The organism is Staphylococcus pseudoxylosus (assembly GCF_044794325.1).
GTDB classification, from domain to species: Bacteria; Bacillota; Bacilli; order Staphylococcales; family Staphylococcaceae; genus Staphylococcus; species Staphylococcus pseudoxylosus.
In genome coordinates this window covers 1,614,056-1,638,200 of record NZ_CP085024.1, presented here as the reverse complement: position 1 = coordinate 1,638,200, position 24,145 = coordinate 1,614,056, and the positions used below count along the sequence as shown (strand labels likewise).

Annotated in this window: 25 protein-coding genes; 20 read left to right on the top strand and 5 right to left on the bottom strand. The window is 31.7% G+C overall.

The genetic code is table 11. The annotated features are described in order from the left end of the window. Positions 1-155 precede the first annotated feature (155 nt). The 6 genes from LG295_RS07895 (at position 156) to LG295_RS07870 (ending at position 5,599) form a co-directional block, all read left to right on the top strand. Positions 156-470 (top strand): hypothetical protein, encoded by a 315-nt coding sequence (locus tag LG295_RS07895; protein WP_318832905.1) that lies wholly within the window; start codon positions 156-158, stop codon positions 468-470. A 358-nt stretch (positions 471-828) separates the two neighbouring features. Beyond that, the gene (locus tag LG295_RS07890; RefSeq protein WP_325999060.1) at positions 829-1,803 is read left to right on the top strand and encodes a LacI family DNA-binding transcriptional regulator; all 975 of its coding nucleotides are present in this window, start codon (positions 829-831) and stop codon (positions 1,801-1,803) included. Between the two features lie 42 nt (positions 1,804-1,845). After that, positions 1,846-2,235, top strand: coding sequence for a D-ribose pyranase (gene rbsD / locus LG295_RS07885; RefSeq protein WP_107558641.1), 390 nt, complete (start codon positions 1,846-1,848; stop codon positions 2,233-2,235). Between the two features lie 14 nt (positions 2,236-2,249). After that, a complete protein-coding gene (locus LG295_RS07880) occupies positions 2,250-3,740 on the top strand; it encodes a sugar ABC transporter ATP-binding protein (RefSeq protein ID WP_318832903.1) in 1,491 nt (496 codons plus the stop codon). Continuing rightward, complete coding sequence (locus LG295_RS07875; protein ID WP_107531581.1) at positions 3,727-4,671, top strand: ABC transporter permease; 945 nt, start codon at positions 3,727-3,729, stop codon at positions 4,669-4,671. Before LG295_RS07880 ends, LG295_RS07875 begins: the two co-directional genes overlap by 14 nt. Positions 4,672-4,684: 13 nt before the next feature. Continuing rightward, entirely contained in the window at positions 4,685-5,599 is a 915-nt protein-coding gene (locus LG295_RS07870; protein ID WP_404475617.1) for a D-ribose ABC transporter substrate-binding protein, read from the top strand. A 160-nt stretch (positions 5,600-5,759) separates the two neighbouring features. Here the strand turns inward: LG295_RS07870 and msrA are convergent, their stop codons facing one another. Further along, on the bottom strand, positions 5,760-6,275 hold the full coding sequence (gene msrA, locus LG295_RS07865; RefSeq protein WP_325999073.1) for a peptide-methionine (S)-S-oxide reductase MsrA: 516 nt from the start codon (positions 6,273-6,275) through the stop codon (positions 5,760-5,762). 139 nt (positions 6,276-6,414) lie between these two features. On the opposite strand from msrA, the gene LG295_RS07860 reads away from it, so the two are divergent. Further along, positions 6,415-7,395 carry an LCP family protein gene (locus LG295_RS07860; RefSeq protein WP_107531578.1) on the top strand — a complete coding sequence of 327 codons (981 nt, stop codon included), beginning with the start codon at positions 6,415-6,417 and terminating at the stop codon, positions 7,393-7,395. Positions 7,396-7,639: 244 nt separating this feature from the next. Here the strand turns inward: LG295_RS07860 and LG295_RS07855 are convergent, their stop codons facing one another. Together LG295_RS07855 and LG295_RS07850 are read right to left on the bottom strand one after the other, a co-directional pair. Beyond that, positions 7,640-7,732: a type I toxin-antitoxin system Fst family toxin gene (locus tag LG295_RS07855; RefSeq protein WP_107531577.1), complete on the bottom strand. Its 93-nt coding sequence runs from the start codon at positions 7,730-7,732 to the stop codon at positions 7,640-7,642. A 254-nt stretch (positions 7,733-7,986) separates the two neighbouring features. Next, positions 7,987-8,172 carry a 2-hydroxymuconate tautomerase gene (locus LG295_RS07850; protein ID WP_017724403.1) on the bottom strand — a complete coding sequence of 62 codons (186 nt, stop codon included), beginning with the start codon at positions 8,170-8,172 and terminating at the stop codon, positions 7,987-7,989. Between the two features lie 151 nt (positions 8,173-8,323). On the opposite strand from LG295_RS07850, the gene LG295_RS07845 reads away from it, so the two are divergent. Next, the gene (locus tag LG295_RS07845) at positions 8,324-9,586 is read left to right on the top strand and encodes a Y-family DNA polymerase (protein WP_107558638.1); all 1,263 of its coding nucleotides are present in this window, start codon (positions 8,324-8,326) and stop codon (positions 9,584-9,586) included. Between the two features lie 150 nt (positions 9,587-9,736). On the opposite strand, the gene LG295_RS07840 is transcribed toward LG295_RS07845, so the two are convergent. Continuing rightward, entirely contained in the window at positions 9,737-10,828 is a 1,092-nt protein-coding gene (locus tag LG295_RS07840) for a prephenate dehydrogenase (protein ID WP_107531575.1), read from the bottom strand. Positions 10,829-11,182: 354 nt separating this feature from the next. Between LG295_RS07840 and LG295_RS07835 the strand changes: the two genes are divergently transcribed. The 3 genes from LG295_RS07835 to LG295_RS07825 all read left to right on the top strand — a co-directional run bounded on the left by LG295_RS07835 (position 11,183) and on the right by LG295_RS07825 (position 13,674). Continuing rightward, on the top strand, positions 11,183-12,109 hold the full coding sequence (locus LG295_RS07835; protein WP_325999078.1) for a D-2-hydroxyacid dehydrogenase: 927 nt from the start codon (positions 11,183-11,185) through the stop codon (positions 12,107-12,109). Between the two features lie 118 nt (positions 12,110-12,227). Continuing rightward, a complete protein-coding gene (locus tag LG295_RS07830) occupies positions 12,228-13,262 on the top strand; it encodes a M42 family metallopeptidase (RefSeq protein WP_318832897.1) in 1,035 nt (344 codons plus the stop codon). Between the two features lie 115 nt (positions 13,263-13,377). Then, complete coding sequence (locus LG295_RS07825; RefSeq protein ID WP_107558635.1) at positions 13,378-13,674, top strand: hypothetical protein; 297 nt, start codon at positions 13,378-13,380, stop codon at positions 13,672-13,674. 328 nt (positions 13,675-14,002) lie between these two features. Here LG295_RS07825 and LG295_RS07820 read toward each other — a convergent pair whose 3' ends face one another. Further along, the gene (locus LG295_RS07820; RefSeq protein ID WP_325999080.1) at positions 14,003-15,505 is read right to left on the bottom strand and encodes a glycosyltransferase; all 1,503 of its coding nucleotides are present in this window, start codon (positions 15,503-15,505) and stop codon (positions 14,003-14,005) included. A gap of 785 nt (positions 15,506-16,290) precedes the next feature. On the opposite strand from LG295_RS07820, the gene LG295_RS07815 reads away from it, so the two are divergent. The 9 genes from LG295_RS07815 (at position 16,291) to trpA (ending at position 24,110) form a co-directional block, all read left to right on the top strand. Further along, the gene (locus tag LG295_RS07815) at positions 16,291-16,761 is read left to right on the top strand and encodes a GNAT family N-acetyltransferase (protein WP_107558748.1); all 471 of its coding nucleotides are present in this window, start codon (positions 16,291-16,293) and stop codon (positions 16,759-16,761) included. Positions 16,762-16,990: 229 nt separating this feature from the next. Continuing rightward, positions 16,991-17,203, top strand: a complete 213-nt coding sequence (locus LG295_RS07810; RefSeq protein ID WP_107531819.1) for a hypothetical protein — start codon at positions 16,991-16,993, stop codon at positions 17,201-17,203. Between the two features lie 592 nt (positions 17,204-17,795). Further along, a complete protein-coding gene (locus tag LG295_RS07805; protein WP_107531820.1) occupies positions 17,796-19,202 on the top strand; it encodes an anthranilate synthase component I in 1,407 nt (468 codons plus the stop codon). Continuing rightward, positions 19,199-19,795 (top strand): aminodeoxychorismate/anthranilate synthase component II, encoded by a 597-nt coding sequence (locus LG295_RS07800; protein WP_107531821.1) that lies wholly within the window; start codon positions 19,199-19,201, stop codon positions 19,793-19,795. The genes LG295_RS07805 and LG295_RS07800 overlap by 4 nt, the downstream gene beginning before the upstream one ends. Continuing rightward, positions 19,764-20,780, top strand: coding sequence for an anthranilate phosphoribosyltransferase (gene trpD / locus LG295_RS07795; protein WP_318832893.1), 1,017 nt, complete (start codon positions 19,764-19,766; stop codon positions 20,778-20,780). The genes LG295_RS07800 and trpD overlap by 32 nt, the downstream gene beginning before the upstream one ends. Further along, positions 20,764-21,546, top strand: a complete 783-nt coding sequence (gene trpC / locus LG295_RS07790; RefSeq protein WP_318832892.1) for an indole-3-glycerol phosphate synthase TrpC — start codon at positions 20,764-20,766, stop codon at positions 21,544-21,546. The genes trpD and trpC overlap by 17 nt, the downstream gene beginning before the upstream one ends. Then, on the top strand, positions 21,543-22,172 hold the full coding sequence (locus tag LG295_RS07785) for a phosphoribosylanthranilate isomerase (protein ID WP_318832891.1): 630 nt from the start codon (positions 21,543-21,545) through the stop codon (positions 22,170-22,172). The genes trpC and LG295_RS07785 overlap by 4 nt, the downstream gene beginning before the upstream one ends. Positions 22,173-22,174: 2 nt before the next feature. Beyond that, positions 22,175-23,389, top strand: a complete 1,215-nt coding sequence (gene trpB, locus LG295_RS07780; RefSeq protein ID WP_107531825.1) for a tryptophan synthase subunit beta — start codon at positions 22,175-22,177, stop codon at positions 23,387-23,389. Next, positions 23,382-24,110 carry a tryptophan synthase subunit alpha gene (gene trpA / locus LG295_RS07775; protein WP_325999082.1) on the top strand — a complete coding sequence of 243 codons (729 nt, stop codon included), beginning with the start codon at positions 23,382-23,384 and terminating at the stop codon, positions 24,108-24,110. Before trpB ends, trpA begins: the two co-directional genes overlap by 8 nt. The last annotated feature ends 35 nt before the right edge of the window (positions 24,111-24,145 follow it).

Sequence of the window (24,145 nt, the reverse complement as noted above, 5' to 3'; positions counted from 1 at the left end):
TTTATAAATTACAGATATTTTCTTGATTTAAAATGATAAACACTTACTTCATAAATAAACTTTATGCTATTACAAAAATGCGAATGTATATTTTAATTGTTTCTTATAAATCAATAATCTATAATAATTAAAAATAAAAAAATGAGGTATATAAATTGCTAGATTATAGAGAATATTCAGATGAACAAAAAGTTTTTATAATAAGTATTGGAGGGTTAGATGGGTATAAAATTCGTAAGACAGTTATAAAAATCATTGAAAAATTAATTAAACCATTTCTCCCGAACTATTATAGTTACACATTTATAGATGTTGATAATGTAACAGTATTATTATTAAAAGCAGAGCAACAATTTATACCAGATTTAATTAGAGCACTATGTAAAAAGAATATAGCTATTTATGAGGTTAAATTAGTTGAAGGAAAAGATAGTTTGTTGTACGAAAATTTTATCAATAGTAGTAAATAATATCTTGGTACAAAGATATATCAATTCAATTTTATTTAAACATACATAATTTGTGCTGTGTGTTGTATAGTTGTTCATCATCTTTAACAGGCGCGTTATCTATATTAAAAAGTGAATGTATGAATTATATTTCTATTAATCTTAGTGATATAGGGAATATAGAATTTTTATACGAACAAAATTCTATATATGGAGTAAAGTGGCATCATCATATAAAACTTTTTCTTATTATATTTTATTGCTTACTGTAAAAAATAATTAATAATTGAGGTAGTATTTATAATCGTTATTTAATCATGGAAACACTCTGTTAAATAGAGAAAATATGTGGTAATATGAAAACGGTTACATATAAGGGGTGATTTTACTGACAACGATAAAAGATGTAGCACTATTAGCCGGTTGCTCAGTTGCAACTGTTTCTAGAGCGATTAACAATACTGGGTATGTTAAGGCACAAACGCGATCGCAAATTGATCGTGCAATTGCAGAACTGAATTACCAACCAAATGAAGCGGCAAGAACATTATATAAAAGAAAATCAAAAATGATTGGATTGCTCCTACCAGATATAAGTAATCCATTCTTTACGTTAATTGCAAGAGGCGTAGAAGATGTTGCTGTTGAACATGGCTACCAAGTTTTAATTGGTAACAGTGATAATGATACAGAAAAAGCAAAGGCTTATTTAACAACATTTGTATCTCATAATTGCGCTGGCATGATTACTACTGCACTCAACGAAAATATAATTGAAAATATGTTAGAACCGCTTCATATGCCTTTTGTATTTGTCGACCGAACTCATAATGAAATATCAGGTGTTTCAACTGATCATTATGAAGGTGGACAACGTCAAGCAGAACTAGTTATTGAAGGAGGCTGCAATGATGGTCTAATCGTACATGAAGATTTAACGATTGATGCTTTTAAACATCGCGTTAAAGGTGTAGTGTCAATGTTTGAAGAATATGGTATTAACTATAAAACATATTTAGCGCAGGATTTAAACGATGAAGGTTCATTTATTAATTTAATTAGGACACACAATATAGATAGTATGATCTGCAGTAATGATTTATTAGCAATTAAAGTAATGGGGATACTTCAACAACATAATTTGCGTATTCCAAAGGATGTTCAAATTGTGGGGTATGATAATATACCATTTTCAACAATGACATTTCCCCAAATTAGTACAATCGATCAGTCGGCTTATCGTTTAGGAGAACTAGCAATGTCAAAGTTACTTAAATTGTACGATCATCAAGATTGTTTCGAACTAGAAAAAGTAGCCATTTCCGTAATAAAAAGATCGAGTACACGTCATTAATGCGTAACATGTAACGGGTTACATAAATAAAGGAGCGGTTTGATGTATAAAACAGGTATTTTAAATAGCGAAATTTCAAAATTGCTAAGTGATTTAGGTCATACAGATCAAATTATTATTGCTGATTGTGGTTTGCCAGTACCACAAGGGGTTAAGAAAATAGACCTTGCCTTAGAATTTGGGAAACCATCATTTTTAGAAGTGTTTCACTTAATAAAAAATCATATGGTAATTGAGCAAGTAACGATTGCTAATGAAATGATTGAGCAAAATGATGCCCTCTATATACAACTGGTGTCAGAAAACATCGATATTAGTACTGTATCTCATGAACAGTTAAAAGCGGATAGTGAGAAAGTTAAAGCTATTATCAGAACAGGCGAAGCTAAACCTTTTGCTAATGCGATATTGAAGAGTGGCGTTTTATTTTAAAGGGGTGATTAATAATGATTAATATGGATCAAATATATAAATCATTTGGACAAAATGATGTGTTGTTGGGTGTGGATTTTGAAATCGCCGATGCAGAGGTCCATGCATTAATGGGTGAAAATGGTGCTGGTAAAAGTACATTAATGAAAATACTAACAGGTGTCTATGAAGCGGATGGTGGCACCGTAATAGAAAATGGCCAACCAATCCATTTTAAGAATACTAAAGATGCTGAAAATCATGGTGTCGCGTTTATACAACAAGAATTGAATATTTGGCCTAATTTGACAGTGTTAGAAAACTTATTTCTAGGAAAAGAAACAACTAAATTTTTCGGTATTGTAGATAATAAAGCCATGAGGGTACAAGCACAAGAGATATTTAAAAAATTGAATATAACGATTGATTTAAATCAATTAGCAGGAGATTTATCTGTTGGTATGCAACAAATGTTAGAAATTAGTAAAGCACTTATGCAAGAGGCTAAAGTTATTATAATGGATGAGCCAACTGCTGCATTAACCAATAATGAAATAGAAGTGTTATTTGAACAAATCAAAAAGTTAAAAAGTGAAGGCGTATCTTTTGTCTATATTTCACATAGAATGGAAGAAATATTTAGTATTTCTGATCGTATTACCGTTATGAGAGATGGTCGTTCTATTTTAACGTCTGCTACTGAATCTACAACACATCCACAAATCGTCAAGGCGATGATAGGTCGAGATTTAGATAACCAATATCCTGAAAGGAATTATGAGCAAGATAAATTAGTACTTTCTGTTAAGGAGCTTAGTTCAAATGAGCATAATCTAAAATCGGTTCACTTTGAGTTGCATAAAGGAGAAATCTTAGGTTTTAGTGGTTTAATGGGTGCAGGTAGATCAGAGATTATGCGCGTGTTGTTTGGTCTAGATAAAGGGACTATGCAAGTCGAGTTGAATGGTAACGCTATTTATATGAATAATCCTCACCAATCTATAAAACATGGTTTAGCTTTTATCACTGAAAATAGAAAAGAAGAAGGATTAGTTCTACAGGATTCTATTTTAGAGAATATATCATTACCTGCGTTAAAAAGTTTTTCAAAATCAGGTTTTCTAGCTCAAGGTTCAATGGAACAATATACACAGCAAATGATTAAGCGATTAAATATTAAAGGCAAACAAGATGATGCGTGCATAGATTTGTCTGGTGGGAACCAACAAAAAGTAGTTTTAGCAAAATGGATAGCGACAGCACCACGCGTATTGATTTTAGATGAGCCTACTAGAGGAATAGATGTAGGTGCTAAAAGAGAAATATATCAATTAATGAATGAACTTACAGAAAGAGGAATGTCTATTATTATGATTTCATCAGAATTACCTGAGGTTATTGGCATGAGTGACAATGTTGCTGTTGTCCATGAAGGTAACATTGCAGGGATATTAGATAAAGCATCGTTATCTGAAGAACGTATCATGACTTTAGCTACTGGAGGGAAAATAAATGAATCAATCTAAGTTATCTTTTTCATATTTAGAAAAAATTATACCATTTATTGGATTAATATTATTAGTCATTATCATAAGTGTATTAAACAGTGCTTTTTTAGAACCATCTAATTTGTTTAATTTATTAAGACAAGTATCTATTAATGGTTTAATAGCATTTGGTATGACATTTGTTATTTTGACAGGGGGGATAGACCTATCAGTTGGATCCACGCTTGCGTTATCTAGTGCGATGATAGCTATATTAATGGTAACAGGTGTTGATTCAATTGTTGCGTTGTTAATTGGTTGTATCTTTGGTGCTATTTTAGGAGCGATTAACGGGATTTTAATTACATTAGGTAAGATGGCACCATTTATCGCAACTTTAGCAACAATGACCGTATTTAGAGGGCTCACGCTTGTTATAACTGATGGTAATCCGATTACAAATTTAAATGGTAGTTATGCATTTCAACTATTTGGACGTGGTTACTTTTTAGGTATACCTGTACCAGCAGTTACGATGTTTATCACCTTCATTATTTTATATATTATTTTACATAAAACGGTGTTTGGTAGACAAACTTATGCTATGGGCGGTAATGAAAAAGCGGCATTTATTTCAGGAATCAAAGTCAATAAGTTGAAGGTTATGATATATAGTTTAGCTGGCTTAATGTCTGCGATGGCAGGAGCAATATTAACATCTCGTTTAAATTCTGCACAACCAACAGCGGGCATGTCATATGAATTGGATGCTATTGCAGCTGTAGTACTTGGAGGTACTTCACTTACAGGGGGTAAAGGACGTATTCTCGGCACATTAATCGGTGTGCTTATTATAGGGGTACTAAACAATGGTTTAAACCTATTGGGTGTGTCTTCATTTTATCAACAAGTCGTTAAAGGTGTTGTGATTATTATTGCAGTGCTAATAGATAGAAAGAATAAATCATAGAGGAGGTCATTTAATGAAAAAGGTATTTATTAGTGCTATTGCAATATTGTTATTTTTAGCAGGGTGTTCACTAGAATCTCCATTAGAAAATAATAACAAGGATAAATCAAACAAGAAAAAATCTGAAGTTGTCATTGGCGTTAGTATATCTACGTTAAATAATCCATTTTTTGTAAAAATAAAAGATGGTATTGAGGATGAAGCAAAAAAACAAGGCGTTAAAGTGAAATTTGCCGATGCACAAGATGATGCAGCAAAACAATCAAATGACATTGATGATTTAATTCAACAAAATGTAGACTACCTTATTGTTAATCCAACAGATTCAGATGCGATTTCTGGTAGCATCCAAATTGCGAATGATCAAAATATCCCAGTAATTACTTTGGATAGAGAAGTTGCTAAAGGGGAAGTTGCATCATTTATTGCTTCAGATAATGTTAAAGGTGGAGAAATGGGTGGCCAACTCATTGTAGAGCAATTCGGTAAAAATACGAAAGTTGCTGAATTAGAAGGTATACCTGGTGCAAGTGCAACGAGAGAACGTGGTAAAGGATTCCATAACGTAGCAGATAAATCACTTGATGTGGTATCGAAGCAAAGTGCTAAGTTCAATAGAACAGAAGGATTGAATGTGACGCAAAATATTATACAAGCACATCCAGATATCAAAGCTATTTTTGCGCAAAATGATGAAATGGCACTAGGTGCTGTAGAAGCGGTGGGTAATAAGGATATTAAAGTTATTGGTTTTGATGGTAACGAGGATGCAATTAAATCGGTAGAAAACAATAAATTATATGCTACTGTTGCGCAACAACCTCATTTAATGGGAGAGGAAAGCATTAAAACAGTAATGAATTTATTTGATGGTAAGAAAGTAGAGCAGAAAAACAAAATTCCATTAGAAATGAAAAAACAAAATTAATTGGTAATCATCTATAATAAAGCCGGATGTAGTAAATACTACTCCGGCTTTAAAATTTATATAATTGATGATTTATATGAGACAAAATGATAGCAATAGTTTTATTTCATTTATTGCGCTGGCTCGAATTGCCTCTGTAAATATAAGGATTTGATGTATGTTACATATCTAAGCCTTTTTCATAATTTTGACGATCTTGTTGTTCTTTTGCATAACGCTCAGGATTCTTTTTATAAAAATCTTGATGTTCAGCTTCTGCTTCGTAAAATGTAGAAGCGGGTAGAATTTTTGTTGCAATCGCTTTGTCTTTATCCATAGTATTCTTTAATTTCTCAATATAAATTTCTGCCAGTTCTTTTTGATCTTCATTTGTGTAGAAGATAGCAGTTTTGTATTGTGAACCTCTATCTTGGAATTGCCCGCCTTCATCAGATGGATCTATTACAGAAAAGAAAATTTCTAATAATTTGTTGTAGGAAAACAATGCGACATCATATTCGATTTCGACAGTTTCCAAATGGCCGGTATTACCACTTTTGACTTGTTCATATGAAGGGTTATCTACATGTCCTCCCATATACCCAGAGGTTACTTTTTCTATGCCTTCAAATGTATCAAAGGGTTTAACCATACACCAAAAGCAACCTCCAGCGAAGTATGCTTTATTAATATTCATGCTTAACATCCTTTCCGTATTAGACCTTAGTACCATATATAAAGATATCACTTGATTTTTATACTCTTTTTATATAACTTTAATATATGTTAATTATAGTACATAGAAGTGCAATTTTGAAGATATAAGGTTGATACTAATGAATGAAGACAAACAAAGAAGTAATACAAACTCAAGCAACAACACTAAAGAAGCGCCTATGCGTAGGGTTAAGAAGAAGCGGCTTAAGAAATTACCGATAATCATTTTAATTTTTATTGTGATTTTAGCAATTATCGTAGGTTATGCAGTGCATGGTTATAATTCCGGTATTAATTATGCGAAAGACCACGGGAAAACATTAAAGCAAGAAAAATTTAATGGTGCCACTAAAAATGACGGTAAGATTACGGTAATGGTATTAGGAGCAGACGCCGAAGATGGTGGTATTTCTAGAACAGATTCTATTATGATCGCTCAATACGATTATGTTAATAAAAAGATGAAGATGGTCTCTGTCATGCGTGATATCTATGCTGACATTCCAGGAAATGGGCAACATAAGATTAACTCTGCATATTCCATCGGCGGACCAGAATTATTAAGACAAACGTTGAAGAAAAATTTAGGTATTGATCCTGAATATTACGCTGTTTTAGATTTCACTGGTTTTGAAAAAATGATAGATGAACTGGAACCGAACGGTGTACCGATAGACGTTGAAAAAGACATGTCAAAAAATATTGGCGTATCGTTGAAAAAAGGTCATCATCGTTTAAATGGTAAAGAGCTCTTAGGTTATGCGAGATTTAGACATGACCCTGAAGGAGATTTTGGACGTGTCCGTAGACAGCAACAAGTGATGCAATCGCTAAAAGAGGAACTTGTGAGTGTAGATTCAATTCTCAAGTTACCTAGAGTTGCAGGTATTTTAAGAGGCTATTTAAACACCAATATGCCAGATTCTGCATTGGTGCAATCAGGGTTGAATTTCGGTATTCGTGGCGATAAGAATGTAGATTCTATAACATTACCAGTTAAGGGTACTTATCAAGATATCCAGTCACCAATGGATGGCAGTGCTTTAGAAATTGATAAAGAGAAAAACAAAGAAGCAGTTAAGAAATTCTTGGATGAATAATATTGCTACTATGTAAGTGTGAGACAAAGAAGTAATATAGCACTTGATTTTTATCGTATTTTGTTAGTCTGTCCCAGTAATTATATTTAGCAAGAAGTATAGAATTGGTGAAGTTTTTGCATTTTTACGCAGTATGATGTTATAATAGATTTAACGAAAAAGATTAGCATTAATACACCAATCCCCCTCGCTACTGTCATAGTGAGGGGGATTTTTTATAGTGTTGGCTATTGTCGCCTACGAGTTATCTATCGCGTTTACTTAGCCAGTAAGTAAAATATGCGATGGCGCAGCCACTGATGACTGGCGCAATGATGTGAACGAAAAAGATTAACAAATAATACACCTCCTCTCTACGTCGAACTGACGCCTGAGAGATAGGCGACTTCATTATTATAACATAAAGTCCCACTTCCCAATTTATTGAGTTAGTGGGACTTATGCATGAGTAATAGCTCAGGTCGATCTTTTACCCTTTGAGATAGGATGGTGAAATATTTTTAAATAAATTGGATTTTTGCTCTATTTTTTGGTGCAAGATTCTTATTTTTAGATAAGATGAGCTCATATTCTGTAATAGAATAATTATTACTACTGATCAGATTTTCTAACTCCTGCAACCCCATAATGTGATGATTTCATTTCTTCTATAACTACTTGGATTGCTTCTTTATTAGCACCAGTTGTTTTTTCAACTGCATTTGTTACTTCACTTACTAAGTCTTTGAGTTGTTCATCTGAACGACCTTCTAATAATTTTACATTTACGATTGGCATATGTAATTCCTCCTAAAATAATTTAAAGATATTATATCACGAAAATTCGAAAAATTATAAAAGTAACCCTGTAGGAACGTTTGTTCTTTTTTATATTGATTAAGAACAGGTGTTCGTATATAATAGAATTAATTCAGGGAGGTTGTTTGATATGTATGATTATAATCTAGTGGAAGAAAGAGACGTCTTGTGTATAGATCAAAAGAGTTTCTTTGCGAGTGTATCTTGTATTCAAAAAGGATTAGACCCTATGACTGAAAAATTAGCAGTGGTTGCTGATACTAAAAGACAAGGTTCAGTAGTATTAGCTGCGACAGGACCATTAAAAGCACTAGGCATCAAAACTGGATCTAGATTATTTGAAATACCACATAGAAATGACATTTATATAATTAATCCAAGCATGCGAAAATATTTGGAAGTTTCTATAGAAATATCAAAAATTGCATTGCAATATATTGCGCCAGAAGACTTGCATCAATACAGTATAGACGAATTCTTTATGGATGTGACGAATAGTTATCATAGATTTAGTAGTACAGTTTATTCATTTTGTCAAAAATTACAACTTGAAATTAAAGAAGCAACAGGTATTAATTGTTCCATAGGCATAGGCTCAAATATGTTATTGAGTAAAATTGCAATGGATATAGAAGCCAAACATAACGATAGTTTAATTGCAGAATGGCGTTATCAAGATGTACCTAAAAAACTTTGGCCAATTCAACCATTGAGCAAATTTTGGGGGATTAGCAGAAGAACAGAAGCTAAATTGAATAAAAGGGGAATTTTTACTGTTGGTGACTTAGCACATTATTCATATACGTATTTAAAAAGAGACTTAGGTATCATTGGTATTGATTTACATTTACATGCAAATGGAATTGATGAAAGTAGAGTGCGAGATAAATATAAAGTGATGAATCCATCTATTTGTAAGAGCCAAATACTCATGCGAGATTATCGATACAGCGAAGCCAAAGTAGTTATGCGTGAATTGATTGAGGATGTTGCTAGTCGTGTTAGAGGGAGAAATCAATTAGCTAAGACGATTCACTTTTCATTTGGTTACAGTGATGAAGGAGGTATAAGCAAACAGTATACGTTAGAAGATCCAACCAATCTAGAAGATAATATGTATAAAGTGGTTGAAGGTTTTGCAGATAAATTATGTGACCCTTATGCATTATTTCGTACAGTAAGTATTTCTTTAACTCAGTTCATCGATGAGAAAGATAGACAATTGAATTTATTTATTGATGAGTACGAAAGAAAAAGAAATGAAAAGCTAGCTAAAACTATAGACGCCTTACATCGGAAATTTGGACGAGGAATTGTATCTAGAGCGGTATCTTATACAGATGCAGGTACAAAACATGGTCGTCTTGGTCTTATGGCAGGCCATAAAATGTAAAGCCTCACAGCTCACATACCAATTTAGTTGAGTTAATGGGAGTTATGCATGAGCAATAGCTCACATAAACCTAAAAACCATTGTTTAAACTATTAAACTAATGGGGCTACGAAAAATGATTTCGTAGCCCCACTTATAAAATTTCATATATTAACCAATATAAGTATCAAAATCATTGAGTGCCTCAGCGCCAGCTTTACGGTCATCAGGATTTTTAAAACTAATACGCAATGCCCCATATATATCTTCGCGAACTTCTAAAATTCTAAGGTTGCTTATAGAAATATTATGTAAACTCAGAATGTTTGTCACTTTGCTAATCATACCTGGTTTATCCGGAATATCGACATATAGATCATACTCCACAGAAAGCGCTCCTTGTTGTTTAAGGGGAAGTTCATCACGATAAGTTTTAGCATCATTAAAGAAAGCATGGAGATCTTTAGCGTTATTACGCTCAATTAACGATATAACTTCTCCCATTTGATCTTTCCATTCTTTTAAGATACTTAATATAGTGTCTTTATTCTCAACTGTAATATCACGCCACATAACCGGGTTACTGCTCGCAATTCTAGTGATATCTCTAAAACCACCAGCAGCCAATGTTTTCACCAAAGCAGAATCATCCACATGTTGCGCATTTAAATGAACCAAACTTGAAGCGATAATGTGAGGGACGTGACTAACAATCCCAGTAACAAAATCATGTTCTTCTGCAGTTGTTGAAATGAATTTAGCATCAGTTGTTTTTAATAGATCTTGGATTTCTTCAAAAGCTAGATCATTAGCTGGTTCATTATGCACGAGTATATAAAAAGCATTCTCAAATAAATGTCTTTTAGCATTTAATACACCAGATTTATGACTCCCAGCCATTGGATGGCCGCCGATAAGGTGAATATCACGTTTTAAAAGAAATTGTTCATACTGTTGAATTGTTGATTTTGTACTACCAGTATCTGTAATAATAACGTTTTTCTTTAATTGATAGCTTGGTAATTCTTGTAAATATTTTATTGTTTGTTGTACGGGTGTGGCATATATAATGATATCTGCATTTTCGACGCTTGATTTATAGTCTGTCGATTGAAAATCAATGATACCAATAGATAAAGCTTTATCTAATTGAGATGTATCAGCATCAAATGCTGTAATTTCTATATCATTATGATAGTATCTTAAATTACTCGCTAGACTGCCGCCGATTAAGCCTAGACCAACGAAAAGTATTTGTTTCATTAAGCGAATCACCTCTATCAAAATTTTCAGAATAGTAATATTGTATAGTAGGTATTACTAATACGCAATACGTGATGAAATTTTTGCTTAACCACCAATGATATTTTAAGCACTTTAAAATCGTAGTGATAATTTTATTGAAAATAAATTGTTAGAGCTGAAAATACGAAATATGACCTAAAACAAATAAATAAGAAATGAATATGTGAAACATAAGAACATAAACCAAATAGAATTATGCTAAAGTAAGAGAAAGTAAATAATGAACAACGCAATCTATGATAAGTATAGTGATAATTATTTTAAAATAAGACTATTTATAAGGGTATTCAGAAAATAAAGGGAGTGTAAAATTTGAAAATAGAGAACATTTTAATTGCAGGTCCACACGAATTTGATTTTCAGCCATATTTGAAACAGCTAGAGAAGTATAATTTACGCTTTAAATCAACCGATGTCGTTTCGCAAGAGGATATGAACTGGGCAGATACATATGTAGGATTTGCTCCTAATGAAAATTTTGAACCTTCTAAAGTCAAATGGGTGCACACATTTAATGCAGGTGTGAATAATTATTTAGCCATTTCTGGTTGGGATAATACTCTGTTAACTAGAACAATCAGTGATTTCGGAGAAAAAATGAGTGAGTATTGCTTGAGTTATATATTAGCTGATTTACAATATCACTCCCAATTTAAAGAACAGCAAAATGCTAAAGTTTGGTCTGTTAAATCACCAGGTTCATTGAAGGATCAAACTATAACAATACTAGGTACAGGTGAGATAGGCCAAAAGATTGCAGAAGTATTCTCAACATTTGGGGCGACTGTAAATGGCATTTCAAATAGTGGTCAAGATAAAGCCTATTTTAATCAAATAAGTAATATACAAAATGCTCATACAATACTTGAACGCTCAAATTATATAATTAGTACCTTACCATTAACACAAGATACAGAAAAGCTATTAAATCAACATCAATTTGATCATTTAAACAATGCGTATTTTATAAATGTAGGTAGAGGGAAAGTAGTTGACACGGACCACTTATTAGATGCATTAAATGAAGGGAAGTTAAGACATGTTGTATTAGACGTTTTTGAGTCAGAACCATTAACAGAGGAGTCTGAGTTATGGCAAAGGAAAGATGTTACGATTACTCCTCATATTTCAGCGTTAACAGATATCGATGATGCCATATCATGCTTTTGTAACACATTGAAAAAATTAGAAAATAATGAATCAGTATCTAATAAAGTTGATTTCAATAAAGGATACTAAATTTAGTTAAGTATTAAACAAATTACATTAGTTATAACTGTTAAAGATTTTTGTACAATTATACCAATTTTTGAGGATAAAAGTTAAAATAGACTTACATATATTAGGAGGGGATTGCATGACTGAATCAATTTTCACCACAATTCAAGCATTAACAGAAATTAATAGCCCATCAGGACACGCAGAAAAGGCAATTAATTACGTTAAAGATGAAGTTGAACATTTAGGTTATACAACAACACTGACGAACAAAGGGGCATTATTAATCACTGTAAAAGGTGAGAACGATGAAGCACAAAAATGTATCACTGCACATGTTGATACGCTTGGCGCTATGGTAAAAGAAATTAAAGAAGATGGCAGATTAGCCTTGGATTTGATTGGTGGCTTTAGTTATAACGCTATTGAAGGAGAATATTGTGAAATAGAAACTTCATCAGGACAAACTTTTACTGGTACCATCTGTTTACACGAGACGAGTGTGCATGTGTATAGAAATAATGACGATATATCAAGAGATATTGAACATATGGAAGTCAGATTAGATGAAAAAGTAATGTCAAAAGAAGATACTGAAAGTTTAGGTATAGATGTAGGAGACTTTATAAGTTTTGATCCAAGAACTCAAATCACACCATCAGGATTTATAAAATCACGTCATTTAGACGATAAAGCCAGTGTTGCAATGATTATAGAGTTTTTAAAAACAATTAACAATGAAAACTTAACACTACCTCATACGATACAGTTCTATATTTCAAACAATGAAGAAATTGGTTATGGGGCAAATGCTTCAATTTCACCAAAAATTGTTGATTTTATAGCTTTTGATATGGGGGCTTTAGGTGATGGTCAAGCATCCGATGAATATACAGTATCGATTTGCGCGAAGGATGCATCAGGACCTTATCATAAGGCATTACGTGAACAATTAGTTAATTTATGCCAACTTAATCATATCCCTTATAAAGTAGATATTTATCCATATTATGGGTCAGATGCCTCTGCAGCATTAAAGGCAGGCGCTGATATCAGACATGGTTTGTTTGGTGCAGGTATTGAATCTTCACATGCACTAGAGCGTACGCATATAGATTCTTTAAAAGCAACTCAAGCACTACTTCATGCGTATTGTTTAGCTCCCATACAATAATGATGATATAAAAAGTCTTGTTATGAAACTTATAGAAGGCTATAAGTAAATTATTAGCAAAGATTATATTAAAATTTACTTTTCATTTTTTAAATAGTAAGGAGCTTGATTTGTCTTGAACATTTTAGCAACATTATCACCAGTTATTTTATATGCTGTGTTATTGGCAATTCAATACTTTTTATTTAGAACAGGAAATAAAATGGTCGGGGCAATCGTGCCTGTTATATTTGTAATCGTTCTTATTTATTTATATTTAACAGAAAAGCTGGGGTTAAATATATGGGGAGCTATAATATTTGGCTTTATAGGATTGTTGTTTCTACTTGGCCAATGGGATAGCGCACAAAAAGATAACAAGAAAAAGACGAAAAAAGAATTAGATAAGATAGAAGGAAAAGACTTAATTTGAAATATGAGTAATAATTGATAATAAACATACACACAAAGTTCATATGATTTATTACTACTATTTACACAAAAAGACCACGCCTTATATAGGTGGTGGTCTTTAATTTCATCTTAAAAATAGTATTTAGAAATAATGGTTTATATTAAGTAGAAATGATTTGTTAAAATACACTTTGAAAAATAGGGCTAACTCAAATTTTAAGAATGAGAGTTTTATTATTTAGTGATTTGTTAAAATATGAGTTTTTTATTAAAGATATCTTAAACTTTCATATTAACAATCTCAATTTATCTAAGGATCATCATATATGCAATCTTTTAACATAAAATTATAAGTTATAGCCTATTGAGCTAAATAATTGTTTATAATTATTTTTGGCGCTATCAAAAGTTAATTCAGGTTTCGTTTTAATATTGGTTAATGGATTTTCAATAATATCTATCATATATTTAGTTAATTGTTCTATATTATTTTTTTCTACAAGGTAGCCATTTTTACCATGATCAATTATTTCAGAGGGTCCGTACTTTATAGCGTATGAAATGACAGGGCACCCCACATTTATACTTTCCATTACAGATAGGCCGAATCCTTCAAAGGAGCTTGTTAACAGTGAAGCTTTAGATTTTTGAAATTCAGATGTAGGATCATTTGTAAAACCATGAATATGCACCTTGTTTTGGATGCCAAGATCAAATATCAAATTCTCAATTACTGAAACTTGACCAAATTCGCCTCGTCCATAAATATCCAATGAAGTATTGTAACCACTTTCTAAAAACTTAGAATATGCTTTTAGTATATGATCAATTTGTTTCTCTTCAGCAATTCTTCCTATAAACACAAACCTATCTTCTTTCACTACATTATTAGAATATGGATTAGACTTTATAAAGTGGGGTATTACAGAAATTTTATCTGAGCTAATACTGCTAACGTTTTGTATATCATTTTTTTGTTTATTAGTTAAAAGTAAATATTTAGATACTTTATGATGGTTTTCTAATGCAAATTTATAGGATTGTTCAACCTTATCAGTATTCATGTGACTACTGTGGAAAACAAGTATATTCTTAGTGTTGATTTTTTTGTTGAGTAATGGTTTATCAAGTAATCTAGCATCACAAAACACTGTATCATTTTCACTGAATTTGTTATCAAAATAATACTGGAATAATTGTTTTTCAGTTTTAAATGTTTTGTGTGGCCGATCGTCCTTATAAGTTTGTATTTGAATTACATTGTTAGCATCATTATCTTCAAAGAATTTCTTACAATAAATTATTTCATTTGCATCAAAAAATTCTTCGGCAATTTTTTTATAACTATTAGGAGAGTAGTAGATTTTTTTATGTAATACTCCATAATTGTTATATTGCCAACGCTGAATTCTCTTCTTACTAATAGGAGACATAAAGTCTTCAAACTCTAATATATTACTGTCTTTAAAATATCTTCTATATAAAACATATGAATCGTCACTATCGTAGTAACGTACAATATTATTAGTTTTCCCAAACTTATATTTCAAATCATTCATTTCAAGTGGAGTTTCTATATATTTGATTTTCTTTAGTATTTTGCTTCGAGGTGATGTTAGTAACTCATAATTTGCTAACCAATCGTATATATTTTCATATTTTATGTTTTCAGTGACTTTCTCTTCTTTAAAAAAACTTGCATATACATCATTATAATTAGGATTGTAATTGGTAGTTAATATTGTGGAAGGGATACCTAATTCTTCATCTAAAAATTTCGTTCTTCCCAATAAAGATTTTGTTCTTCCGCCGTGCACTGGAGGAAGTGTACTTGTAACTGTATATATCATTATTTTAAACTCCTTAAATAATAAGAACCCCGTTTAATCAAGATAATTTTATATTTCGAACAATATAAAATTTAACATAATGCTTCGATTCGAGGCTTTAATTTCCCTTTAGTAATAGTAAACAGTATTTTCTATGTTTTGCCTTGTAGAATTTTTAATTAATCATCGTTAAATTTACTTTATAGAAATTTTTCTTCTATAAGAACCTCCTTTATGTTTTGAAATAAATAAACAACACATTCATATCATATTTTTATTCTAATGAATTAAATAAAATTCAAATTCCCAGTAAGAATGAAATATAGTATGTATTCATATTAGCAAATAATATAAGTATTTAGTATAAAAATTACACAATTTATAAATTAATTTTGTTTATTGTGCTTGAAAAGTAATATTTTTAAACAGATTGTCCAATGCAAATTAAATAGATGAATTTAGTGAAATAATGTTTCACTAGAGTGAGGTTATTAAAAAAGGATTAAATATTTAACTATTATAGAGTTTATTATTTATTTATATTGTGAATAATATAAGGAGTTATACAAAAAGTATACAATTTTTCGTATATGTGTAATTCGTAGTTTAATGAAATTAAGTGTTGTAATGGAACTATCATAAAATACATCAAATTATTTAACTTGTAAGCGTTATAGTTATTTAATTATATTAAATAAAATATAGTCTTTTGGATTGGAGTATTTGGCACTGCCCTTACCACAGCAATTAAAAATGTGAAGCAAATTGTTTATAACGATTTCTAAGCGAAGAGGGGTCTGTAAATAATGGATTTTAAAGAAGCAACGATTTCTGATGCGCCAATCATTCACAAGTTGATGATTAAAGCATTTTCAGAATACAAAAATGATGAAATTCCATCTAGCGCTTTAAAGGAAACAGAAAAGAGTGTTAGTGTAGCATTATTGGAAGAAGGCGAAAAAGCTTTAATCGCATATGAGTCAGATGAACCAGTGGCAATGGCTAGATTTAAAATAGATCATTATAAAATGAATTTTTATCGACTATCTGTAGACCCCTTATACCAAGGAAAAGGTATAGGAAAGCATTTATTAAAGGCATTAGAAATATATGCAAAAAATAAAGGTGCATCAGAAATTACATGTAAAGTTCGTATGAATGTAAAAAGAAATGTTAGTCTTTATGAAGATATAGGTTATTTTATATTTGATAATTATACTATTGATAAGTCGAATAATAAGTCGTTACATATTGTATCTATGAAGAAATTTATTTAAGTATACAATAAAGAAATAATGTAAATTATTGTTTGATACAAAAAGAAAGTAAAAATAGATAATAGATTGCTATATTTAAAATTACCTTTTACATCAACTAACTATGATTTTCACTTTAGCTATTGCATCTTACTATGATAGCTTTAAAATAGAGGGTGAGTAGTTAGAACGAAATTATAAATAAAATTTTGTTGTAAAAATGAAAATGCAATTTGGGAGAATATAAACTATGAAAAAACCAAGTTTGAGGGCTATACTATTTACTATATTTTGGCTTTTAATATTGTTATATGCTGCTTATGTAACATTTGCAGATCATAAGATACCTTATCATCCAATCATATTCTTGTTTTTATTTGTAATAGGTGCAAATATTATTAAGAAAGTAGCACCGAAAGATAATTATGAAAAATATCAAAATAATGAAGATAGATTACGATAAAACGTGTGAATACAAGCTTTTTAATCATTGATTCACCATTGAAGATGGTAATAGAATTCATGAATTAAATTTAAATGTTGACAAATTCGATTTATACTAGTAGGATTTTACTTAATTACTAATCGCAACAGAGGTTGCCATTTGAAAGATAACGTAGCAAATATGTGATGTAGCAATAAGAAAGCTAATGGTTGATGGAAATTAGCACTGCATATATTGTGAATTGGGCTTTTAAATGAAAATTAAATAGCAATTAAAGTGAACAATCAATTTGTTAACTAAGGTGGCACCACGGTAACGCGTCCTTACAGTATGCGTTAGTGTGGTGTTTTTTTTATATTAAAATTGAACTGAATTGGAAGACAAAATGAAGTAAGTGATGATTAGGTAGTCACAGAAAGTTAGTGGTTGATGAGAACTAACACCTACATATACTGAAATTGGGTTTTGTTGGATTACAAATGAATATAACAAAGAGAGAGTAGATGGTTTTAAAGAAACTAGATTATCTACTAATTTTAGGTGGTACCGCGCGTCAGCGTCCTTGAACATTGTTTAAGGATGCTGATTTTTTTATAAGGAGGAAAGTAATATGAAAGTACAATATCAAAAATTAAATGCTGAAGTTACCCCAGAAGCACTAGCAAGATTAAGAAATAATAAAATAATTTTAGAAAGTTCAGATCAATCTCAATTAAAAGGGCGTTATTCTATTGTCATTTTCGACACGTATGGATCTATTACTTTGGACAATGATGCAATGACTGTAGACACACCGAATGGAATAAACATAGAACGTAACCAACCATATGACAAGATGAAGGAACTGATTGATCAATACAAAACGGCGATAGATGACGAAATATTGGCGCAATTACCATTTATCTCCGGATTCGTAGGGTCATGTAGTTTTGATCTAGTGAGACATGAATTTCCGGTATTAAAGCAAATTGAATTAGCAGATCACCCACAACATGATACGAAGTTTTATATGGTAGAGGATGTTTATATCTTTGATCATTATAAAGAGCACTTATATGTTATAGCGACAAACTTATTTTCCAATGATAATGACTCACAATTACAGGAACGTGTGCAACGTCGTGTGGCAGAGTTACAAAAAATTAATATTTATCCAACACAAATTGAACATCCTTTAACAGAGAAGGAAATAAAATCTAATATGGCGCCAACACAATTTGTTGAAACGGTTGAACATATGAAAACACTTATCCAACAAGGAGATATGTTCCAAGTAGTACCATCGATTATTTATAGCTACGAACACTTTTTTGGACAACAGCTACAACAATTGTCATATCAACTTTATCAAAATCTAAAACGGCAAAATCCAAGTCCATATATGTATTATATGAATATGGATAAACCTATTATTGTTGGAAGTTCACCTGAGAGTTTTGTAAAGGTACAGGGTGAAACGGTAATCACTAATCCAATTGCTGGAACAATTAAAAGAGGTGCTACCGAAGATGAGGATAAATTAAATGAAACGCAGTTGAAAAATGATGATAAAGAATTAAGCGAACATAGTATGTTAGTTGATTTAGGACGCAATGACATTCATAGAGTAAGTCAAACAGGAACGTCAAAAATCCAAAAACTAATGACAATTGAACGCTATGAACATGTAATGCACATCGTGAGTGAAGTAACTGGTAAATTAAAAAATAATTATTCTCCAATGACAGTAATTGCGAGTTTATTACCTACAGGCACGGTTTCGGGTGCACCAAAACTCAGAGCGATTCAACGTATCTACGAATCACAACCACATAAGCGTGGCGTTTATAGTGGTGGGATTGGTTATATTAACTGTAATCATGATTTAGATTTTGCATTAGCCATAAGAACGATGATGATTGATGAGACGCATGTGAATGTTCAAGCAGGCTGCGGTGTAGTATTTGACTCTATACCTGAAAAAGAGCTTGAAGAAACGAAGTTGAAAGCAAAAAGCTTATTGGAGGTATCACCATGATATTAATTGTCGATAATTATGATTCTTTTACTTATAATTTAGTGAATATGATAGCAAAACATAAAGAAGTGATTATTAAATATCCAGATGACCCTAGTATATATAATTTAAATGTTGAAGGCATTGTGATATCACCAGGTCCTGGTCATCCGTTAGATACGAATAATCTAATAAATATTATTAAGCACTATGAAAATAAACCTATATTAGGTGTGTGCTTAGGTGCACAAGCGTTAACTTGTTATCATCAGGGAGATGTAATCCAAAGTGAACATATTATGCATGGTAAAAAAGATCAAATGCAAATCATAAAAGAAACAAAGTTATATATTGATATTCCAGAATATTCTGAAATAATGAGATATCATTCACTTATTAGCAACCCACAAACGATGCCTAAATCTTTAGCAATTACAGCAAAAACGAAAGATTGTATTCAATCATTCGAACATATGCAGTTATTACATTATGGTATCCAATATCACCCGGAATCATTTGCAACTGAATTTGGAGAACAAATTATTAAAAACTTTTTAAATATAGTAGAGGAGGTTGAAAGTCATGGAATTACAAGCATTACTCAATCAATATAAACCATTAAATCAACGACAAATGAATGCATTTATTGAGTTACTTATTTCTGAAGATGTGAAAGATGAAGTGAAAATAGAATATTTAACTTCGTTTTCCGAAAAAGAAATTACACAGGAAGAATTAACATACATTGCTAAAAGTTTGATACATTCTATGTATGATCAACAGCCTTATTATCCAAATAGTATGTGTGTTTGCGGTACTGGTGGAGATAAATCTAATAGCTTCAATATTTCAACTACTGTCTCTTTTATAATCGCGAGTGCCAAGGTTCCAGTTATAAAACATGGTAATAAGAGTGTTACCTCATCATCAGGAAGTACAGATTTACTCAATGCGATGCAAATTCAAACTACTTCTGTAGAACAGACACCGAGTCAATTAACCGATACAGGTTTAGCATTTTTGAGTGCAACAGAAACATATCCAATTATGAAGCAAATACAACCTATAAGAAAACATATGAGTAATCCAACAATTTTTAATATAACAGGACCGATGATCAATCCATTTAAATTAGATTATCAGGTTATGGGTGTGTATGAAACTTCAAAATTAGACAAAATTGCTCAAACGTTAGCAGATTTAGGGCGCAAAAAAGCAATTGTAGTGTATGGGGCTAATGGTATGGATGAAGCAACCTTGTCTGGAGACAATATAATATATGAAGTAAACACAAATGAAAGTGTTAAAACTTATACTTTAAATGCTATCGATGTTGGGTTAGATTATGCGCCAAATGAAGAATTAATCGGTGGTACACCAGCTGAAAATTTAGAAATCACTAAAAATATTCTAAATGGAACAGATCGCAGTGCTAAAAGAGATGTCGTTGTATTGAATGCTGGTATTGCACTATATGTATCAGAGCAAGTGAGTACAATTCAAGAAGGTGTAAGTAAAGCACAGAAATTGATTGATGAAGGCAAAGCATTAGCGCAATATAACAAAATGGGAGGAAAAACGTATGACTATATTGGATGAAATCGTATTATATAAAAAGGATTTGCTTAAACAGGGCTATTATGAAGAAAAATTAAAAACACTTGATGATGTAGATATTTCACATAAAACTACATTTAAAGCACAAATAGATGAATCAAATCGTTTAGCTGTTATTGCAGAAATTAAATCTAAAAGCCCAACATTAAATGAATTGCCTGGTAGGGATTTAACGCAGCAAGTTAAAAATTATGAAGCAAACGGAGCAAACGCAGTCTCAATATTAACTGATGAGCAGTACTTTGGCGGTAGCTATGAACGTTTACAATCCTTAACTACGCAAACTGACTTACCAGTATTATGTAAAGACTTTGTCGTAGATAAAGTACAAATAGATGTAGCTAAAAAAGCAGGTGCTTCAATTATTCTATTGATTGTCAATGTCTTAACCGATCAACAATTAAAAGAGTTATATCAATATGCAACGTCATTAAATTTAGAAGTACTTGTTGAGGTGCATGATAAAGAAGAGCTATCACGTGCTTATCAATTGAATCCACAGATTATTGGCGTGAATAATCGTGATCTAAAAAGATTTGTTACAGACGTCTTGCATACTAATGAAATTTTAGAAAATAAAAAAGATGGTTATTATTATATTTCAGAAAGTGGCATTCGTGATGAACAAGATGTAGCTAATATAGTAGATTCTGGTATTGATGGTTTATTGATTGGTGAATCGTTAATGAAATGTGATGATTTGAGTCAGTTTTTACCAGGATTAAAATTAAATAAGGTGAAGCAATGAAGTTAAAATTTTGTGGTTTTCGTCAATTAGCTGATGTGAAAAAAGCAAAAGATTTGGACATCGATGCGATGGGTTTTATCCATTTTCCCAAAAGTAAGCGATTTGTTGACATCCAAACTATTAAGCAATTTACAGATATTATCCCTGAAGATAAAGAAAAGGTCGTTATCTTGGTGAATCCTGAATATAAGGTGATAGATAGTTTAATAGAAGAAACTGGTATCACATCCATTCAATTGCACGGTGAGGAACCATTGTCTACCATTTCATATATAAGACAAAAAAATAAAGATATAAAAATTATTAAAGCTTTGCCAGCTAAAGATAGTGCATCATTACTGACAGCAATTGAATATTATAAATATGTAATAGACCAATTTATTATAGACACACCATCACAAAATTATGGTGGTACAGGTAAAGTGTATGATTGGAAAATGTTGGAAGTTATTAGAGATATTGATTATTTGATTGCAGGTGGAATCAATTATGAAAATATCCAAAAGATTGCACAACTATCACTACAACATAGTGGTTATGATATTGCTAGTTGTATAGAAACGAATAATGTTAAAGATAAATGTAAAATGCAATCAATAATAGAACTTGTAAAAGGAGCTAATTAATTATGGTAAAAAACATCCAAACAGAAGTAGATGAGTTTGGTTTCTTTGGTAATTATGGTGGGCAATATGTACCAGAAACATTAATGCCAGCAGTACAAGAACTTAAACAGGCATATCAAGAGGCAAAAGAAGATCCTAAATTTCAAGAAGAACTCGATGGTTATTTAAAAGATTATGTAGGTCGTGAAACGCCATTGACTTATGCTAAGTCATACTCGGAATCATTAGGTGGTGCCAAAATCTATTTGAAACGTGAAGACTTAAATCATACTGGCGCACACAAAATAAATAACGCGCTTGGACAAGCATTGTTGGCTAAACGTATGGGCAAAAACAAACTGGTTGCTGAAACAGGTGCAGGTCAACATGGCGTGGCTAGTGCAACAGTAGCTGCATTGTTTGATATGGAACTTGTTGTATTTATGGGTGAAGAAGATATTAAGAGACAATCACTAAATGTTTTTCGAATGGAATTATTAGGCGCAAAAGTAGAACCAGTAACTGAAGGTCAAGGAACACTATCCGATGCAGTGAACAAGGCACTGCAATATTGGGTTAGTCATGTAGAAGATACGCATTATTTATTAGGTTCTGCGTTAGGCCCAGATCCATTTCCTACTATTGTAAGAGACTTCCAAAAAATTATAGGTACAGAGATCAAAGCACAAGTTCAAGAAATTGAAGGTCGCTTACCTGATGCAATTGTTGCTTGTGTTGGTGGAGGATCAAATGCGATTGGAACGTTTTATCCGTTTGTCGAAGATGATGTAAAGCTATATGGCGTCGAAGCAGCTGGTGAAGGTTTTGATTCAGACAAACATGCATTAGCAATAAATAAAGGTAAAGAAGGTGTGTTACACGGTACCAAGATGTACCTGATTCAAGATGAGCATGGACAAATTGAATTAGCACACTCTATTTCAGCTGGACTAGATTATCCTGGCGTTGGTCCTGAACATTCGTATTATCATGATATCGGCAGAGTGAAGTATGCAACTGCGAGTGATAAACAAGCGATGGATGCGCTTGTTAGATTCACTAAAGCTGAAGGCATTATTCCTGCTATTGAAAGCGCACATGCTTTAAGTTATGTAGAAACATTAGCACCGACTATGAACTCAGATGAAATCTTAGTTGTTACAGTATCAGGTCGTGGTGATAAGGATATGGAAACAATTAGAAATTATATGAAACAGGACGGTGACAAACATGCATAAATTATTTATACCTTATGTTATGGGGAATAAGCATTTTATTGAAAATGTGAAAACATTAAGTAATGTAGGTGCCGATATTATTGAAGTGGGGGTGCCTTTTTCTGATCCAGTAGCTGATGGACCTGTCATTATGGACGCTGGTAATAAAGCAATTCAAGAAGGTGTAAATATACAATTTATATTGGATCAACTCACAGAACATCGTGATGAAATTCAAAGTGACTATGTATTAATGACGTATTATAATATCATCAATTACTATGGTGAATCAGACTTTTTACAAGTATGTGAACGTGCTGGTATATACGGATTAATTATCCCTGACTTGCCACATGAATTAGTGCAACAATTTAAAGAACGCCATCCACAAAGAAAGACAAAAATCATCTCATTAATTGCTATGACGACATCTGAATCTCGAAGTAATCAAATTGCCAAAGATGCAGAGGGTTTTATATACACTGTAACAATGAATGCAACAACTGGTGAAAATGGTAAATTTCATCCTGATTTAAAAGATAGAATTAAAAAAATAAAAGATAAATCTGAGGTTCCCGTAGTTGCTGGTTTTGGTATACGAACACCGGAACATGTTAAAGATATTACAGAGTCATCAGATGGTGTAGTTATAGGTAGTGAAATTGTTAAACGATTTGAAAATGATAGCGAAAAAAATATGTTGAATTACTTGAAATCTATAAGAAATGCACTTAATCAATAAAATTCCACAATAATTTTATGTATAGATTTGTTAAA